Source organism: Sphingomonas montana (genome assembly GCF_001956315.1).
GTDB classification, from domain to species: Bacteria; Pseudomonadota; Alphaproteobacteria; order Sphingomonadales; family Sphingomonadaceae; genus Sphingomonas_R; species Sphingomonas_R montana.
Window position 1 is genome coordinate 20,541 of sequence record NZ_KV887143.1, and the last position, 17,225, is coordinate 37,765.

Annotated in this window: 16 protein-coding genes; 13 read left to right on the top strand and 3 right to left on the bottom strand. The window is 67.4% G+C overall.

All coding sequences use genetic code 11. The features are described from left to right. Window positions 1-18: 18 nt before the first annotated feature. The gene (locus BKY59_RS03570) at window positions 19-501 is read right to left on the bottom strand and encodes an MmcB family DNA repair protein (RefSeq protein ID WP_076068733.1); all 483 of its coding nucleotides are present in this window, start codon (window positions 499-501) and stop codon (window positions 19-21) included. 291 nt (window positions 502-792) lie between these two features. Here BKY59_RS03570 and BKY59_RS03575 point away from each other — a divergent pair, with 291 nt between their 5' ends. From BKY59_RS03575 to BKY59_RS03605, 7 genes are all read left to right on the top strand, one after another. Continuing rightward, on the top strand, window positions 793-1,275 hold the full coding sequence (locus tag BKY59_RS03575) for an SUF system Fe-S cluster assembly regulator (protein WP_076068734.1): 483 nt from the start codon (window positions 793-795) through the stop codon (window positions 1,273-1,275). Next, a complete protein-coding gene (gene sufB, locus BKY59_RS03580; protein ID WP_076068735.1) occupies window positions 1,272-2,753 on the top strand; it encodes a Fe-S cluster assembly protein SufB in 1,482 nt (493 codons plus the stop codon). The genes BKY59_RS03575 and sufB overlap by 4 nt, the downstream gene beginning before the upstream one ends. Window positions 2,754-3,053: 300 nt before the next feature. Further along, window positions 3,054-3,797: a Fe-S cluster assembly ATPase SufC gene (gene sufC / locus BKY59_RS03585; RefSeq protein WP_076068736.1), complete on the top strand. Its 744-nt coding sequence runs from the start codon at window positions 3,054-3,056 to the stop codon at window positions 3,795-3,797. Between the two features lie 63 nt (window positions 3,798-3,860). Next, on the top strand, window positions 3,861-4,946 hold the full coding sequence (locus BKY59_RS03590) for a SufB/SufD family protein (protein WP_076068737.1): 1,086 nt from the start codon (window positions 3,861-3,863) through the stop codon (window positions 4,944-4,946). Next, window positions 4,943-6,169, top strand: a complete 1,227-nt coding sequence (locus BKY59_RS03595; RefSeq protein ID WP_076068738.1) for a cysteine desulfurase — start codon at window positions 4,943-4,945, stop codon at window positions 6,167-6,169. Before BKY59_RS03590 ends, BKY59_RS03595 begins: the two co-directional genes overlap by 4 nt. After that, window positions 6,166-6,642, top strand: a complete 477-nt coding sequence (locus tag BKY59_RS03600) for an SUF system Fe-S cluster assembly protein (RefSeq protein ID WP_076068739.1) — start codon at window positions 6,166-6,168, stop codon at window positions 6,640-6,642. The genes BKY59_RS03595 and BKY59_RS03600 overlap by 4 nt, the downstream gene beginning before the upstream one ends. Continuing rightward, window positions 6,642-6,995, top strand: a complete 354-nt coding sequence (locus BKY59_RS03605; protein WP_076068740.1) for a HesB/IscA family protein — start codon at window positions 6,642-6,644, stop codon at window positions 6,993-6,995. The genes BKY59_RS03600 and BKY59_RS03605 overlap by 1 nt, the downstream gene beginning before the upstream one ends. Before the next feature lie 266 nt (window positions 6,996-7,261). Here BKY59_RS03605 and BKY59_RS03610 read toward each other — a convergent pair whose 3' ends face one another. Continuing rightward, window positions 7,262-9,577, bottom strand: coding sequence for a S8 family peptidase (locus tag BKY59_RS03610; protein ID WP_076068741.1), 2,316 nt, complete (start codon window positions 9,575-9,577; stop codon window positions 7,262-7,264). 194 nt (window positions 9,578-9,771) lie between these two features. On the opposite strand from BKY59_RS03610, the gene BKY59_RS03615 reads away from it, so the two are divergent. The 6 genes from BKY59_RS03615 (at window position 9,772) to BKY59_RS03640 (ending at window position 16,003) form a co-directional block, all read left to right on the top strand. Continuing rightward, a complete protein-coding gene (locus BKY59_RS03615; protein ID WP_076068742.1) occupies window positions 9,772-10,443 on the top strand; it encodes a pyrimidine 5'-nucleotidase in 672 nt (223 codons plus the stop codon). Then, window positions 10,440-11,261 carry a 2,3,4,5-tetrahydropyridine-2,6-dicarboxylate N-succinyltransferase gene (gene dapD, locus BKY59_RS03620; RefSeq protein WP_076068743.1) on the top strand — a complete coding sequence of 274 codons (822 nt, stop codon included), beginning with the start codon at window positions 10,440-10,442 and terminating at the stop codon, window positions 11,259-11,261. Before BKY59_RS03615 ends, dapD begins: the two co-directional genes overlap by 4 nt. 246 nt (window positions 11,262-11,507) lie before the next feature. Next, the gene (gene cysD, locus BKY59_RS03625) at window positions 11,508-12,425 is read left to right on the top strand and encodes a sulfate adenylyltransferase subunit CysD (protein WP_076068744.1); all 918 of its coding nucleotides are present in this window, start codon (window positions 11,508-11,510) and stop codon (window positions 12,423-12,425) included. Window positions 12,426-12,732: 307 nt separating this feature from the next. Further along, window positions 12,733-14,658 carry a sulfate adenylyltransferase subunit CysN gene (gene cysN / locus BKY59_RS03630; RefSeq protein WP_076068745.1) on the top strand — a complete coding sequence of 642 codons (1,926 nt, stop codon included), beginning with the start codon at window positions 12,733-12,735 and terminating at the stop codon, window positions 14,656-14,658. Continuing rightward, on the top strand, window positions 14,655-15,425 hold the full coding sequence (locus BKY59_RS03635) for a 3'(2'),5'-bisphosphate nucleotidase CysQ (RefSeq protein WP_206362008.1): 771 nt from the start codon (window positions 14,655-14,657) through the stop codon (window positions 15,423-15,425). The genes cysN and BKY59_RS03635 overlap by 4 nt, the downstream gene beginning before the upstream one ends. Next, window positions 15,422-16,003: an exonuclease domain-containing protein gene (locus BKY59_RS03640; protein ID WP_076068746.1), complete on the top strand. Its 582-nt coding sequence runs from the start codon at window positions 15,422-15,424 to the stop codon at window positions 16,001-16,003. The genes BKY59_RS03635 and BKY59_RS03640 overlap by 4 nt, the downstream gene beginning before the upstream one ends. A 25-nt stretch (window positions 16,004-16,028) precedes the next feature. On the opposite strand, the gene dnaN is transcribed toward BKY59_RS03640, so the two are convergent. Next, a complete protein-coding gene (dnaN, locus tag BKY59_RS03645; RefSeq protein WP_076068747.1) occupies window positions 16,029-17,150 on the bottom strand; it encodes a DNA polymerase III subunit beta in 1,122 nt (373 codons plus the stop codon). Between the last annotated feature and the right edge of the window lie 75 nt (window positions 17,151-17,225).

A 17,225-nucleotide genomic window follows, 5' to 3' on the forward strand; every position in this document is an offset into this window, starting at 1 on the left:
TTCTGCTTACTAAGCCGCTCAGTCCAACCCCACCAACCCCGGATCCAGCCCGCCCAGCAACCGCCGCGCCGCCCGCCTGGCGAAGCGCAACGTCTCCACCCTCCGCCGCGCCGCCGCCATCGGCCGCACCGCTGCCGCCCGCACCGTCTCGGCATCGTAGCGGTCCGCCACGATCAGCCCGCAGACATCGGGCAGGAACGCATCCTCCCCGAACGGCGCCAGGTCGAACCCCGCCGGCACCGCCCAGTAATAGCGGTCGCAATAGTCCAGATATTCCGGCCACTTCGCGTCCCCGCGCAGATCCGCGCGCGACACCTTGACCTCCACGATCACCACCTCGCCCTTCGGGCCGATCGCCATCAGGTCCGCCCGCCGCCCATTGCCCAGCGGCACCTCGCACAACGCCATCGCATCTTGCCGGAACAGCAACCGCGCCACCCCGCGCGCCACGTCCCGCGCCACCAACGGGCTGTCGTCGAAGCAGGAAGGTGCGGTCGCCATGCCATCGGTTTAGAACAGGTCAAGAACACACGGAAGCCCAAAAGCCCCCTCCCTTTCAAGAGTTGCAGGTCCGGTCAGGTCGGGATTGCCCCCGGCAATCCCTGAAACAGGCCGGGGGCCTGTTTTACCTGACAGAACGTGCAACTGGGTTGGGGATGGATGCAACCGCTCCCCAAACACAACAGTGCCGCAACGCCACCAAGGACCAAACGCCCACCCCCAGACCCCGCTTGATCCCCCCCGGAAAAACCCTATCTCCCAATCCTACCGAATCACTCCGATTGGATACCAGTGCGACTGTCCTCGCTCGCCGACTATGCCGTCGTCATCCTGACGGCCGCCGCACGTCACCCGGCGGGCGACCGGTTGTCCGCGACGCTGCTCGCGGGTGAAACCGGCGTGCCGCTGCCCACGACGCAGAAGCTGATGGGGCGGCTTGCCGCCTCCGGGTTGCTGACCTCGGCGCGCGGCACCGGCGGCGGCTTCCTCCTCGCGCATGCGCCCGCAGCGATCAGCCTGGGGCAGATCGTCGAGGCGGTGGAAGGTCCGATCGCGATGACGACCTGCGTCGACGAGACGCGGCACGACTGCGCGCTCGAAGGGGCCTGTTCGGTCCGGCCGCACTGGTCGGCGGTGAACGAGGCGATCCGCGCCGCGCTGGGCGGCGTCTCGCTGGCCACGCTCGCGGGCACCGGGCCCGCCCGGACGACCATGACACGAACGACAGAGGCCGCGACGCCGGCCGTACCCATTGTGGCAGGAGCCATCGCATGACCGACGTCCGCAACCGCGAAGCGCATGAAGCCGTCGAGGAAGCATCGACCTACAAATATGGCTTCGTGTCCGACATCGAACAGGATTTCGCGCCCAAGGGGCTGAGCGAGGACACCGTCCGGTTCATTTCCGCCAAGAAGGGCGAGCCCGAATGGATGCTCGACTGGCGGCTGAAGGCCTATGCCAAGTGGCTGACGATGGAGACGCCCGACTGGGCCAAGCTCCAGATGGCGCCGATCGACTATCAGGACGCTTATTACTACGCGGCGCCCAAGGAGAAGCCGAAGCTCGGTTCGCTCGACGAGGTCGATCCCGAGATCCTGCGCATCTACGAAAAGCTCGGCATCCCGATTGCCGAGCAGAAGCTGCTTGCCGGCGTCGAGGGCGCCGAACCGCCACGCCGCATCGCGGTCGACGCCGTGTTCGACAGCGTCTCGGTCGCCACCACCTTCCGCGCGGAACTGGAGAAGGCGGGCGTCATCTTCCGCTCGATCTCCGAGGCGATCCGTGAATATCCCGACATGGTCAAGCAGTGGCTCGGCAAGGTCGTGCCCGCGCACGACAACTACTTCGCCACGCTCAACAGCGCGGTCTTCTCCGATGGCACCTTCGTCTACATTCCGGAGGGCGTCCGCTGCCCAATGGAGCTCAGCACCTATTTCCGGATCAACGCGGCCAACACCGGCCAGTTCGAACGCACGCTGATCGTCGCCGACAAGGGCAGCTACGTGTCCTATCTCGAAGGCTGCACCGCGCCGATGCGCGACGAGAACCAGCTTCACGCCGCGGTCGTCGAACTGGTCGTGCTCGACGATGCAGAGATCAAGTACAGCACCGTCCAGAACTGGTATCCCGGCGATGCCGAGGGCAAGGGCGGCATCTACAATTTCGTCACCAAGCGCGCGCTCTGCCAGGGCAAGAACAGCAAGGTCAGCTGGACCCAGGTCGAAACCGGCTCCGCGGTCACGTGGAAGTACCCGTCCTGCGTGCTGGCGGGCGAGAATAGCGTCGGCGAATTCTACTCGGTCGCGGTCACCAACAACCGGCAGCAGGCCGATACCGGCACCAAGATGATCCATCTCGGCAAGGGGTCGCGCTCGACCATCGTGGCGAAGGGCATCTCGGCCGGCCGCTCCGACAACACCTATCGCGGCCTCGTCCGCGTCGGCCCGACCGCGGAGAACGTCCGCAATTTCACGCAGTGCGACTCGCTCCTGCTCGGCGACCAGTGCGGCGCGCACACCATCCCCTATATCGAGATCCGCAACCCCACCGCGCAGATCGAGCATGAGGCCACCACCTCGAAGATCAGCGACGACCAGATGTTCTACGCCATGTCGCGCGGCCTCCACCCCGAAACCGCCGTCGGCCTGATCGTCAACGGTTTCGCCAAGGAAGTCCTCCAGCAGCTCCCCATGGAGTTCGCCGTGGAGGCCCAGAAGCTGCTCGGGATCAGCCTCGAGGGGAGCGTAGGGTGATGCGCCGACAATGGAATTCTATCAGAAGCAAATGGGAATCGCTGAAGGCACTGCAGCAATTTCTCGTTGTTGGCGGGATAATAGTTTTATTAGGTCTTATCTCCGAATTTACTCCGAGTAATTCTAGTTCTCAGATTTCATCGAGTGGCGGTCGCGATACATATGATCAGCCTAAGGTTGATTCCCGTTATCGCGAAGCCGTCGAGCAAGCTGGATACAAGAGCTCGGAAGCCGATGAAATAGCTAGGTCCGCACAGACCTTATGTCGTGCGACCGGTGGGACTGACTGCTAGGACTGTCATGCTGAAAATTGAAAACCTCCACGCCGAAGTCGACGGCAAGGCCATCCTCAAGGGCCTGACCCTCTCGCTCGACGCGGGCGAGATCCATGCGATCATGGGTCCCAACGGCGCGGGCAAGTCGACGCTTGCCTATGTCCTCGGCGGCCGCCCCGGCTACGAGATCACCGGCGGCTCGGTGACCTTCCAGGGCAAGGACCTGCTTGGGCTTGCACCGCACGAACGCGCCGCCGCCGGGCTGTTCCTGGGCTTCCAGTACCCCGTCGAGATTCCCGGCATCTCCAACGTCCAGTTCCTCCGCACCGCCCTGAACGCGCAGAAGAAGGAGCGCGGCGAGGCCGAATTGTCCGGCGGCGCTTTCCTCAAGATCGCGCGCGAACAGGCCGACGGCCTCGGCCTCGACATGGACATGATGAAGCGCCCGGTGAACGTCGGCTTCTCCGGCGGCGAAAAGAAGCGCAACGAGATGGTCCAGATGGGCATCATCGACCCCGCGCTCGCGGTGCTGGACGAAACCGACTCGGGCCTCGACATCGACGCGCTCCGCATCGTCGGCGACGGCATCAACCGCATCATGCGCAAGCCCGACAAGGCCGTGCTGCTCATCACCCATTATCAGCGGCTGCTCGACTATGTCCGCCCCGATTTCGTCCACGTCCTGGCCGACGGCCGCATCGTCCGCTCCGGCGGCGCGGATCTGGCGCTCGAACTCGAACGCGACGGCTATGCGGGAATCGCGGCGTGATGCACGGCACGGACACAACCGCCGTTCTGGAAAATCGTCATCCCGATCGGGAAGCATGATCGCATGACCCTGGCCCTCCCCACCACCCGCGAAGAAGCCTGGCGCTGGTCCGACCTCACCGCCCTTCCCGCCCTCGCGAACCAGACCCCGACCGGCACGCCGGCCAGCGTCGACCCGCTCTGGATTGCTGCGGAAGGCCCCCGCCTGCTCTTCGTCGACGGCCGCTACGTCGCGGAGCACAGCACCCCCGGCCGCGTCACGCTCGGCCCCGTCGAGACCACCGGCACCCACCCGCTAGGCATGCTCACCGCGGACCATGACGGCTGGACGCTCACCGTCCCCACCGGCGCAGAGCAGGCGGACACGATCCAGATCGTCCACATCGCCACCCGCGGCGCGAACCACGTCCCGGCTCGCATCATGCTCGCCGACGGCGCCCGCGCCAGCATCGTCGAAACGCATGCCGGCGACGGCTGGTCCAACCGCCAGACCGATATTGCGCTCGGCGCCGACGCGCACCTGACCCGCAACGTCCGACTGATGCAGGCCAGCGGCTTCACCTCCACGCGCGAGACGGTCACGCTCGCGGCAAACGCCCATCTCGCCGCCACCGTCCTCGCGATCGGCGATGCGGGCACGCGGATCGACGCCGGCATCATGCTCCACGGCGATGCCGCGCGCGCCGAATATGGCGGCGCGCTCCTGTCGCGTGATCGCCAGCGTCACGACGCCGCGATCGCCGTCCGCCACGACGCGCTCGACGGCGTCAGCCGCCAGATCTGGCGCGCGGTCGCCGATGACCGCGCCACCGCCAGCCTCGCCGCGCGGGTCGAGGTCGCGCGCGGTGCGCAGAAGACCGACGGTGAACAGTCGCTCCGCGGCCTCCTGCTGCGCCGCACCGCGACGATCAACCTGAAGCCCGAACTCGAAATCTTCGCGGACGACGTGAAGTGCGCGCACGGTGCCACCGTCGGCGAACTCGACGCCCAGGCGCTCTGGTATCTCGCCAGCCGCGGCGTGCCCCCACAGGCCGCCCGCGCGCTGCTCACGCGTGCCTTCGTCGGCAACGTGTTCGATCGCATCGAGGAAGAACCGATCCGCGAGGCGTTCCGCGCCGCCGCGGACGCATGGCTGGGGGCAGAGGCATGACCGTCATGACCAAGGTACGCGAGGCCGACGCCGCCCCGCTCGACGTCGTCGCCGACTTCCCGGCGATCCCCGCCGGCTGGGCCTATCTCGACACCGCCGCCACCGCGCAGAAGCCACAGGTCGTGATCGACGCGATCACCCGCGGCTATGCCGAGACCTACGCGACCGTCCACCGCGGCGTGTACCAGCGCTCCGCCGACATGACCGTGGCGTACGAAGCTGCCCGCGCTCGCATCGCCACTTTCATCAACGCGAACAGCCAGGACGAGATCGTCTATGTCCGCGGCGCCACCGAGGCGATCAACCTCGTCGCGCAAAGCTGGGGCCAGTCGCTCAAGGCTGGCGACCGCATCCTGCTCAGCCAGCTCGAACATCACGCCAACATCGTGCCGTGGCAGCTGCTCGCCGCGCGCACCGGCGCGATCATCGATGTCGCGCCACTCACCGAAGACGGCCGGATCGATCTCGAGGCGGTCGCCACCATCCTCACCCCCGCGCACAGGCTCGTGGCGCTGTCGCACGTCTCCAACGTGCTCGGCTCGATCCTCGACGCCCGCCGCGCCGCCGATCTCGCCCATGCGGTCGGCGCGAAGATCCTGATCGACGGCTGCCAGTCCGTCGCCCGCATCGCGGTCGACGTGCAGGCGCTCGACTGCGACTTCTACGTCTTCTCCGGTCACAAGCTCTACGGCCCGACCGGCATCGGCGTGCTCTGGGCGCGCGGCGATATCCTGTCCGCCATGCCCCCATGGCAGGGCGGCGGCGCGATGATCGACAAGGTCTCGTTCGCCGGCACCACCTACGCCCCCGCCCCCGGTCGGTTCGAGGCGGGCACCCCGCACATCGTCGGCGCGCTCGGCCTCCACACCGCGATCGACTATGTGACAGAGATCGGCCTCGCCGCCATCCACGCGCATGAAACCGCGCTCGTCACCGCCGCGCGCGAACGGTTGTCGGCCATCAAGGGCATCACGCTGTTCGGCCCTGCGGACAGTGCCGGCATCGTCAGCTTCGCGGTCGGCGGGGTGCATCCGCACGATGTCGGCACCATATTGGACGAGGAGCAGGTGGCTATCCGCGCCGGCCATCATTGCTGCCAGCCGCTGATGGCGCATCTGGGCGTCACGGCCACCGCCCGCGCCAGCTTCGGCGTCTATAACAGCCTGGCCGATGTCGACGCGCTCGCCCGCGCGCTCGACCGGGTGACGAGGATCTTCGGATGAACGATTTCACGACCGAACAGCTGGATCACACCCCGCCCCCGCCACGTCGCGCGCGCGTGTCGGACGCGATCGACGAGCCGACGCTCGACGAAGCGCCCGCCCCGCGCCCACGCGATTATCTCGACGGTTTCCTGGCGCAGCAGCCCGCGGAACTGAACCCCGGCGAACCCGGTGGCCAGCTCTACGAAATGGTGATCGAGGCGTTGAAGGAAATCTACGACCCCGAAATCCCGGTCAACGTCTACGACCTCGGGCTGATCTACGGTGTCGACGTCGCGGGCGACCATGTCGTCGTGTCGATGACGCTCACCACGCCCAACTGCCCCGTCGCCGAATCGATGCCGGGCGAGATCGAGATGCGCGTCGGCGCGGTGCCGGGCGTCGGCTCGGCCGAGGTGAACCTCGTCTGGGATCCGCCGTGGGATCCGCAGAAGATGTCGGACGAAGCGAAACTCGAACTGGGAATGCTGTAATGGCCACCACGCTCCGCGCCCGCCCGGCCGCACTCAACCTCACCGACACCGCGCACGCCCGCATCGCTGATCTTATCGCGCGCGCGCCGGACGGCAGCATCGGCGTTAAACTATCCACCCCGCGCCGCGGCTGCTCCGGCCTCGCCTACTCGGTCGACTATGTGTTCAGCGCCGACCCGTTCGATGAGAAGATCACCACCCCAGGCGGCGATCTGTACGTCGACGGTGGCTCGATCCTCTACCTCATCGGATCGACGATGGACTGGGTCGAGGACGACTTCACCGCCGGCTTCGTCTTCGCCAATCCGAATGCCAAGGGTGCCTGCGGCTGTGGCGAGAGCTTCACCGTCTGAGGCTTGCGTAATGCCAGACCATCGATCAGGCCGCGCAACCTCCAGCCCGTCATTCCAGCTAAGGCTGGAACCCATTATCACTACGGTTCCGGTAGACCGAAGTCGGCCTCTATCCCGTCATCCCGGACTTGATCCGGGATGCAGGGACGCGGGCGCAGCTTTTGTGGTTCTGGATCCCGGATCAAGTCCGGGATGACGAAACGTCAAAGCCAATCAATCTCCCTCCCGGTCATCAAATCCCAATGGACCGAACGCCACGCCGCCCCTCACAACGCCACCGAAAACCGCACCGCCCCGCCGACGTCCGCCGGCCCATCCGCGAAATTGCCCGGATCGCGCCGCCAATACAGGTTGGTCGACATCCATCCACCCAGCGCCGCCCGCCCGAACGATCCCTCGACGTCCAGCTCGCGCCCGTTCGGGGCCAGCCCCAGCCGCCGCACCCCCATCTCGACCGCCCCGGTCGCATAGTCATAGCCGACCGGCAGCGTCAGATCGACGCCGCCCCGCGCCACGCGCAACGGTTGCGCCACGCGCAGGCCGGCACGGTCCGTACCGCCGAACAGCCCCGCCTTGCCGATCTCCACGCTCCACGCGCCCGTCCGCAGCCGCGCTCCGTTCAGCGCGACGCTACCTGCCGCACCCCGCGTCCAGCCCTGTCGCCAGACCCCCGCCAGCGTCCAGCCGCCGCCCGGCGCCGCACGCGCGGACAGATCCACGAAATCGCTGACCGCACCCCCCGCGCCCAGTGGTGCCGTAAACCGCCCGCCCAGCACCGTCGCCCGTTCCGTCAGCCGCGAAACGCCCATCCCGAACAGCAACGGCCCGAACCACCGATCGATGGCGACACCCACCGTCGCATAACCCTGCCGGTCATAACGCCCGACGCGCCGCGTGCCTGTCCGCTGTCCCAGGACCAGCGCGTCGCCGCTTTCCGCAGTCACCGTCACGCCGAGCCCACCCTGGTCGCGCCGCACCGCCAGGCTCGATCCGGTGCGCTGGCGGAATCCGGCGGCCTCGCGCGGGTCGCCCGCGACCAGGAACGGCGTGCCGCCCTGCCCCGTCATCGCGCGCGCCACGCTTGCCGCACCCTGTGCGAAACCCAGCCCCATCGTCATCCCCACGCCGATCCGCGTCGCGACCATGCCGGCGGTCGCCCGCGCCGCCGCCGCATCGTTCCGCGCCAGCGTCAGCCGCTCCACCGCCACGTCGCCCCCGCGCGATGCGATCGTCACCGCGAACATCGCCCCCGGCACGCCGCCTGAAACCTGCCGCACGCCGCCGGCCAGCGCCGGGTACAGCCGCCCCTCCGGTGCGGTATGAGCCAGCGTGCGCGCCAGATCGATCGTGAACGCCCGGCCATAGCCATCCAGCATCACCGCCCCCGCCGACGCGCCGCTCCGCCCCGCATCGCCCATCGCCGCAGACAGCGTCGCATTGTCGGTCATCGCGACGGCCATTCCGCTGCCGGCCAGCGCGGTCGCGCCGATCGGCCGGAACGCGGACGCAAGGTTCAGCCGCCCCCGCCCGTTTACCGCATCCACCCCGCCCGCGCCTAGGTCGGTCGCGGTGGCATAGAGGATATCGACGATCTGCTGACCGCTCAGGTTCGGGAATGCCTGCGCCAGCAACGCCACCGCGCCGGAGATCAGCGGCGCGGAGAAGGACGTGCCCGAATATAGGAACGTACCGCCCGCTTCGTCGACGCTGCGCACCCGCTCGCCCAGCGCCAGCAGATAATGTGCGCTGCCCGATCCGGCCCGCGCGCTGAACGACGCGATTTGGCCATCCTGCCCGCTGGCCCCCGCGATCACCACCAGCCCGCGCGCCTCGCTGCCATTGGCGATCAGCGCGAAGGCGTCCGGATCGGGCGTCGGGTCGTTCCCGGCAGACAGCACGATCACCACCCCCGCCGCCGTCGCGCGATTGACCGCCGCACGGAAGGCCGCCCCGCCCGACTCGGTCCCCCCCAGCGAGATGTTGATGACCCGCGCGCGGTTCTGCACCGCCACGTCGATGCCCCGCGCGATCGCCGAATCATTGTGCGAACATCCATCAGCGGTGGCACAGCTTCCGGCCGTATCCGTCCGCAGCACCAGCAGCGTCGCACCATAAGCGATGCCCAGTGCGCCGATATCGTTGCGGGCCGCCCCCAGCACGCCGGCCACCGCCGTTCCGTGCCCATCCTCGTCCCGTATCCCGCGCGCGCCCACAAGGTCGAGCGATGCGGCGCTGATCCGCCCGGCAAATTCCGCGCTGTCGGGGTCGATTCCGCTGCCGATCACGCCCGCAACCACCCCGGTGCCCGTGATGCCGCGGTCATGGGCGGTGCCGGCACTCGCCTGCACCGCACCGGCGGATCGCTGATATTCGCCGGTTCCGGTGGCGGGCGGGGTCGGCGTGGGGGTGATCGGATCGGGCTGCGTCACCGGCGGCGGGGTCGGGGTCGGAGTCGGAGTCGGGGTTGCCGGCGGTGGCGTCGGCGTACTGCTCACCGTGCCGCTACCCGTCGCCCCGCCGCATGCCGTGGTGGCCAGCAGCAGTAGGATCGTCGCATGCCGCGCAGATGCTTTCAGGACCATCGTCAAAACCTCCCGCGGCCCGCGCCGCACGTCGCAGACTACACCCCCAACCGTTCATGACCGCTCAACAAAACGCGGCATTATCCCGCGCTTTGATCGTGGAGCGACCCGGCGCTGCCGAAACTGTTCCACGTGGAACAGGTGACCCAAGCGCCGCTGTTGTCGCACGCCGCGCGGCCCGCTAGGGCGCATCCATGCATCCCGCATTCGCCCATATCCGCACCTGGATCTTCGATCTCGACAACACGCTGTATCCGGCGTCGACCGACCTGTTCGCGTTGATCGACGTGCGGATGGGGCAGTATATCCAGACCCTGCTCGGCGTCGATGCGGCCGAGGCGCGACGCGTGCAGAAAGCGCATTTCCTCAAACATGGCACCACCCTGTCGGGCCTCATGCGCAGCCACGCGATCGATCCGCGCGAATTCCTCGACTATGTCCACGACATCGAGATGGACCGCATCGCCGAGGACCGCCGGCTGGTCGAGGCGATGGCGCGGTTGCCCGGTCGCAAGCTCATCTTCACCAACGGCGACGCCACCTATGCGGCCCGCGTGCTCGCCCGGATCGGCCTCACCGACGCGTTCGAGGCGATCCATGACATCCACGCCTGCGCCTACCAGCCCAAGCCCGATCCGCAAAGCTACGCCTCGCTGCTCGCCACGTTCGATATCGACCCCACGACCGCGTTGTTCGTGGAGGACATGGCCCGCAACCTCGTGCCGGCCAAGGCGCTCGGGCTGACGACCATATGGGTCGACAACGGTTCCGAATCCGCCGGCCACGGGGCCGACCCCGCCACCATCGACCATGTCATCGCCGATGTCGGCGAATGGCTGCATGCCATACAGGAACCCGCCGCATGACCGATCTCGCCTCCATCATCGATGCCGCCTGGGAAGATCGCGCGAACATTGGCCTCGCCACGCGCGGCCCCGTCCGCGACGCCGTCGATACCGCGCTCGACATGCTCGACACCGGCACCGCCCGCGTCGCGGAACCGGTCGATGGCCAGTGGGTCGTCAACCAGTGGCTGAAGAAGGCCGTGCTGCTGTCGTTCCGGCTGAACGACAACGCCATCGTCGACGGCGGATCGGCCGGGTCGCCCGGGTTCGACAAGGTCCCGTCGAAATTCGCGGGCTGGGACGATGCCGCGTTCCGCGCCGCCGGCTTCCGCGCGGTGCCCGGCGCGATCGTCCGCCGAGGCGCCTATGTCGCGAAGGGCGCGGTGCTGATGCCCAGCTTCGTCAACATCGGCGCGCATGTCGGTGAGGGATCGATGGTCGATGCCTGGGCCACCGTCGGCTCCTGCGCGCAGATCGGGCGTAACGTCCACCTGTCCGGCGGTGCCGGCATCGGCGGCGTGCTCGAACCGCTGCAGGCGAACCCGGTCGTGATCGAGGACGGCTGCTTCATCGGCGCGCGGGCGGAGGTCGCCGAGGGCGTGATCGTCCGCGAAGGCGCGGTGCTGTCGATGGGCGTCTATCTCGGCGCGTCGACCAAGATCGTCGACCGCGCGACGGGCGAGGTCTTCCTCGGCGAAGTTCCGCCCTACGCCGTCGTCGTCCCCGGCACGCTTCCCGGTTTGGCCGGCGGCCCCTCGCTCTACTGCGCCGTCATCGTCAAGCGCGTCGACGCTCAAACCCGCGCCAAGACCGGCATCAACGAACTGCTCCGCGACTAGGCTCAGGCGGTACGGACGCGCACCACAGCTCCGCCGTCATCTTGACGACATTCCCACCGTCGTCCTGACGGACGTCAGGATCCATTATCACGCCGGTCGTGGCCGGACCCAGCGTAGTGACAATGGGCTCCGGCATTCGCTGGAATGACGATGCAGGCGGGGATCCAAGCCCCCAACACCCCCACCTATCCCGTGTGAAAGCAAATCCCGCTTCCCCGTCCCCGCCCCCATCCTAGATACAGCGGCATGGCTACCGCACCCGCACCGCAGACCCTGACCCACCTCCAGCGGCTGGAAGCGGAAAGCATCCACATCCTGCGCGAGGTCGTGGCCGAGGCCGAACGCCCTGTGATGCTGTATTCGGTGGGCAAGGATTCGGCGGTCATGCTGCACCTCGCGCGCAAGGCCTTCTACCCCGCGCCGCCGCCCTTCCCGCTGCTCCACGTCGACACCACCTGGAAATTCCGGGACATGTATGCGCTGCGCGACCGGATGGCGGCGGAGTCAGGCATGGAACTGCTCGTCCACCGAAACCCCGATGCGGAGGCGCGCGGCATCAATCCTTTCGACCATGGCGGCCTCCACACCGACATGTGGAAGACGGAAGGCCTGCGCCAGGCGCTCGACAAATATGGTTTCGACGCGGCATTCGGTGGCGCACGGCGCGACGAGGAGAAGAGCCGCGCCAAGGAACGGGTCTTCTCGTTCCGTACCGCCACCCACCGCTGGGACCCCAAGACGCAACGCCCCGAACTCTGGCGGCTCTACAACGCGCGCAAGGCGAAGGGCGAAAGCATGCGCGTCTTCCCTATCAGCAACTGGACCGAACTCGATATCTGGCAGTACATCCAGGCCGAGGCGATCCCCATCGTCCCGCTCTACTTCGCCGCCCCCCGCCCCACCGTGGAACGCGACGGCATGCTCCTGATGGTCGATGACGACCGCTTCCGCCTGGCCCCGGGCGAGGTGCCCGTCGACCGCTCGATCCGGTTCCGTACGCTCGGCTGCTACCCGCTCACCGGCGCGGTCGAGTCCGAGGCGACCACGCTCCCCCAGGTCATCCAGGAAATGCTGCTGACGACGACCTCGGAACGCCAGGGCCGCGCCATCGACCACGACCAGTCCGGCAGCATGGAGAAGAAGAAGCAGGAGGGCTATTTCTGATGAGAAGCCTTCTGCCCGACCACAGGATGCCCGATGCCGCCGCAACAACACCGGCGCATCCCGCCCCCTTCCCCGTCATCCTCACGGAAGTCAGGATCCATTATCACGCCGCCGGACCCGGAAACGCGACCCCGATACGATCGGCCACCCTCCGGAACGCGCGCATCACGCCCCGTCATCTCTCCGTTCCCTCGGGGAGCGTGACAGTGCGGAACGGCACTCCACCGTCTAGCCGAGTGATAATGGATCCTGACATCCGTCAGGATGACGGTCTTCGCGAGCAGCGCATGAACTCGGGACTATACGCATGACCGACACCGCCTACCGCGCGCCCGATCTCGTCGCTTCTGACATCGACAGCTATCTCGACCAGCACGCGCACAAATCGCTGCTCCGCTTCATCACCTGCGGTTCGGTCGACGACGGCAAGTCCACCCTCATCGGCCGGCTCCTGTATGATTCGAAGATGATCTTCGAGGACCAGCTCGCCGCGCTCGAGGCGGACTCGAAACGCGTCGGCACGCAGGGCCAGGACATCGACTTCGCGCTGCTCGTCGACGGCCTCGCCGCGGAACGCGAACAGGGCATCACGATCGACGTCGCCTATCGCTTCTTCTCGACCGACCGGCGCAAGTTCATCGTCGCCGACACGCCCGGCCACGAACAATATACCCGCAACATGGTCACCGGCGCCTCCACCGCCGACCTCGCCGTCATCCTGGTCGATGCGCGCAAGGGCATCCTCACCCAGACCCGCCGGCACAGCTACCTCGCCCACCTCGTCGGCATCCGCAAGCTGGTGCTGGCGGTGAACAAGATGGACCTGATCGGTTATGACCGGACGCGCTACGACGCGATCGTCGCCGAGTATCGCGCATTCGCCGGCTCGATCGGCATCGACGACTTCGTCCCCATCCCGATCTCCGGGTTCAAGGGCGACAACATTGCCAGCCGGTCGGAAAACACGCCGTGGTACAGTGGTCCCACGCTGATGGAGCATCTCGAAACCGTCCCGCTCGACGTGACGGCCGATCAGGCGCGCCCGTTCCGCATGCCGGTCCAGTGGGTCGCGCGCCCCGATCTCGATTTCCGTGGCTTCTCCGGCCTGATCGCCGCCGGCCGCATCGCGCCCGGCGATCCGGTCCGCATCCTCCCCTCCGGCCGCACGACGACCGTGGCGCGCATCGTCACGGCCGGCGGAGACCTGCCGCACGCCGTCGCCGGCCAGTCCGCGATGCTGACGCTGGCGGACGAGGTCGATTGCAGCCGCGGCGACGTCATCGTCCGCGCCGATGCCCCGGCGGAGGTCGCCGACCAGTTCGAGGCGACGATCCTCTGGATGGCGGACGAGGAGATGCTCCCCGGCCGCGGCTACTGGCTCAAACTGGCGACCCAGACCGTCTCGGCCCAGATTCAGGCCCCGAAATATCAGGTCAACGTCAACACGATGGCGCACCTGCCCGCGCGCACGCTCGGGCTGAACGCAATCGGCGTCGCCAACCTGTCGACCGACCGACCGATCGTGTTCGAACCCTATGCCGCGGCCGACGGTGCGATCAGCCGCGACCTCGGCGGCTTCATCTTGGTCGACAAGATCACCAACGCCACGGTCGCCGCCGGTCTCATCCACTTCGCGCTGCGCCGCGCCGCCAACGTCCATTGGCAGGCGATCGACGTGACGCGCGAGGCGCACGCTGCGCAGAAGAACCAGCGTGCCCGCCTGCTCTGGTTCACCGGGCTGTCCGGTGCGGGCAAGTCCACCATCGCCAACCTCGTCGAAAAACGCCTGCTGGCACTCGGCCATCACAGCTTCCTGCTCGACGGCGACAATGTCCGTCACGGCCTCAACCGCGATCTCGGCTTCACCGATGCCGACCGCGTCGAGAATATCCGCCGCGTGGGCGAGGTCGCGCGGCTGATGACCGACGCCGGCCTGATCGTGCTCACCGCCTTCATCTCGCCGTTCCGCGCGGAACGCGACATGGTCCGCGCCATGCTCCCGCCCGGCGAGTTCATGGAGGTCCATATCGACACGCCGCTCGACGTCGCCGAAAGGCGCGACGTGAAAGGCCTCTACGCCAAGGCACGCGCCGGCGAACTGGCCAACTTCACCGGCATCGACAGCCCCTATGAGGAACCGTTGAACCCCGAAATCCGCGTCAACACGATCGACATGACCCCCGAACAGGCCGCCGAAGCGATCGTTGACCGCCTGCTGGGCATGCCCGCATGACCGACGCCACCACCCCCGGCACGATCGCCGAGCAGCTCAGCGACGCCGCCCTCGCCCGCCGCGTGGCCGAAACCGCCGGCGAAATCCTCATGACGCTGCGTGGGTCGGACCTGTTCCGCGGCAAGGCGCTGGGCGCTGCCGGCGATGCGGTCGCCAACGCCTTCATCGTGGCGGCCTTGCGGGAGGCGCGCCCCGACGATGCGATCCTGTCGGAGGAGGAAGCCGCCGACCCCACCCGCCTTGCCAACACCCGCGCCTGGATCGTCGATCCGCTCGACGGCACGCGCGAATATGGCGACGGCCGCGCCGATTGGGCGGTCCACATCGCACTCGCTGTCGATGGCCGCGCCACCGCCGGCGCGGTCGCCCTCCCCGCGCAATCGCACACCATCTGCACGGCCGGTTGCACCGCACCCGATCAGGCCGGCGGCCGCATCCGCATGGTCGTCAGCCGCTCGCGCCCCGCGGCCGAGGCGTTGCAGGTTGCAAAGGCGCTCGACGCCGAACTGATCCCGATGGGCTCGGCCGGCGCAAAGGCGATGGCGGTCGTGCGTGGCGAGGCCGACATCTACCTCCACAGCGGCGGGCAATATGAGTGGGACAGCTGCGCCCCCGTCGCCGTCGCGCAGGCCGCCGGCCTCCACGTCAGCCGGATCGACGGAAGTCCGCTCGTCTACAACATGGCAGACCCCTGGCTCCCCGACCTGCTGATCTGCCGTGCCGATCTGGCCGAACCGGTGTTCGCGGTGCTACGCGGAGCTGCATGAGCCACAGCTTCGTCGCGATCGACCTCGAAACCGCCAATCGCAACACGCGCAGCATCTGCCAGATCGGCATCGTCGTGTACGAGAACGGGCGCGAGGTCGCGTCGGAGGTCGTACTGGTCAACCCGCGCGAACCGTTCGAATCGATGAACATCCGCGTCCACGGCATCCGCGACACGCACGTCGCCGACGCCGCCTGTTTTCCGGACCTTCATGCCTGGCTCCACGCGCATCTCCACGACCGCATCGTCCTGGCGCATGGGAACTTCGATCGCGGCGCACTCCGCAACGCCTGCGACCATCACATCCTGCCCGCCTTCGCCTGCCGCTGGCTCGACAGCGTCACCATAGCCCGCCGCGCCTGGCCGCATCTGAAGGGTGAAGGCGGCGGCCACGGTCTCGCCAACCTGGCCAAGGTCTTCAACCTGAGCTTCCGCCACCACGACGCGCTGGAGGACGCCCGCGCCGCCGGCACCCTCACCCTCCGCGCGCTCGAAGAACAGGGCTGGTCGCTGGAGGACTGCTTCGGCCGCTACACGCCGAAGTCGAAGCCGGCGCCCACCCCTCCCCCGTCAGGATGAAAGTGAAGGGTTCAGCGCGTTCCCCTCAAACCCGCATCGGCATCAGCACATACAGTGCCGACGACGTATCATTCTCGCGGATCAAAGTCGGGGCGGCGGCGTCGGCCAGGTGGACCTCGATCGTGTCGCCTTCCACCTGCCCCAATATGTCGAGCAGGTAGCGCGCGTTGAAACCGATCTCGAACCCGGATGAAGTATATTCGCCCGGCACTTCCTCGGCCGCGGTCCCGTTTTCCGGGCTGGTGACGGACAGCGTGATCTTGTCGCGGTCCAGCGCCATCTTCACCGCGCGGGTCTTCTCGCTCGCGATCGTGGCGACCCGGTCGACGCCCTGCATGAAGCTTTTCGGGTCGATCCTGAGCAGCTTGTCGTTCGCAGTCGGGATGACGCGCGAATAATCCGGGAACGTCCCGTCGATCAGCTTCGACGTCAGGATCGCATGGTTCAGCCCGAACCGGATCTTGGTCGGCGACAGCGTGATGTCCACGTCACCGTCCACCTCGTCGAGCAGCTTGCGCAGCTCCGCGATGCACTTTCGCGGCACGATCACATCGGGCATCGCCTCGGCCCCCTCAGGCCGTGCGACCGTGACGCGCGCCAGCCGGTGGCCGTCGGTCGCCGCCGCCTTCAGCACCGGACCGGTCGTGCTGTCGCCGTCGGTCACATGCAGGAAGATACCGTTCAGATAATAGCGCGTCTCCTCGGTCGAGATCGCAAAACGCGTCTTGTCGATGATCTGCTTCAGCGTGTCGGCCGGCAACGCGAACTTCGTCGGCAGGTCGCCTTCCGCGATCATCGGGAAGTCGTCGCGCGGCAAAGTGGACAGGTTGAACCGCGCACGACCCGCCACGATCAGCATCTTACCATCGGCCGCGGTCAGTTGCACTTGGCTACCCTCGGGCAGCTTGCGCGCGATATCGAACAATGTGTGCGCCGATACGGTCGTGGCACCCGGCTGGTCCACCGCCGCCGCGATCGTTTCTACCACCTGCAGGTCCAGGTCGGTCGCCATCAGCTTCAGCGTGCCGTCCGCCGCCGCTTCGATCAGGACGTTGGACAGGATCGGGATCGTGTTGCGACGCTCCACCACGCTTTGTACGTGACTCAGGCTTTTCAGCAGGATGGTCCGCTCGATCGTCGCCTTCATGTCCGCCCCAAATCTCTACAAACCAATCCGACGGACGTTATAGCGTGGGCGCGCGTTCGGGGAAGGAAAAAGGGG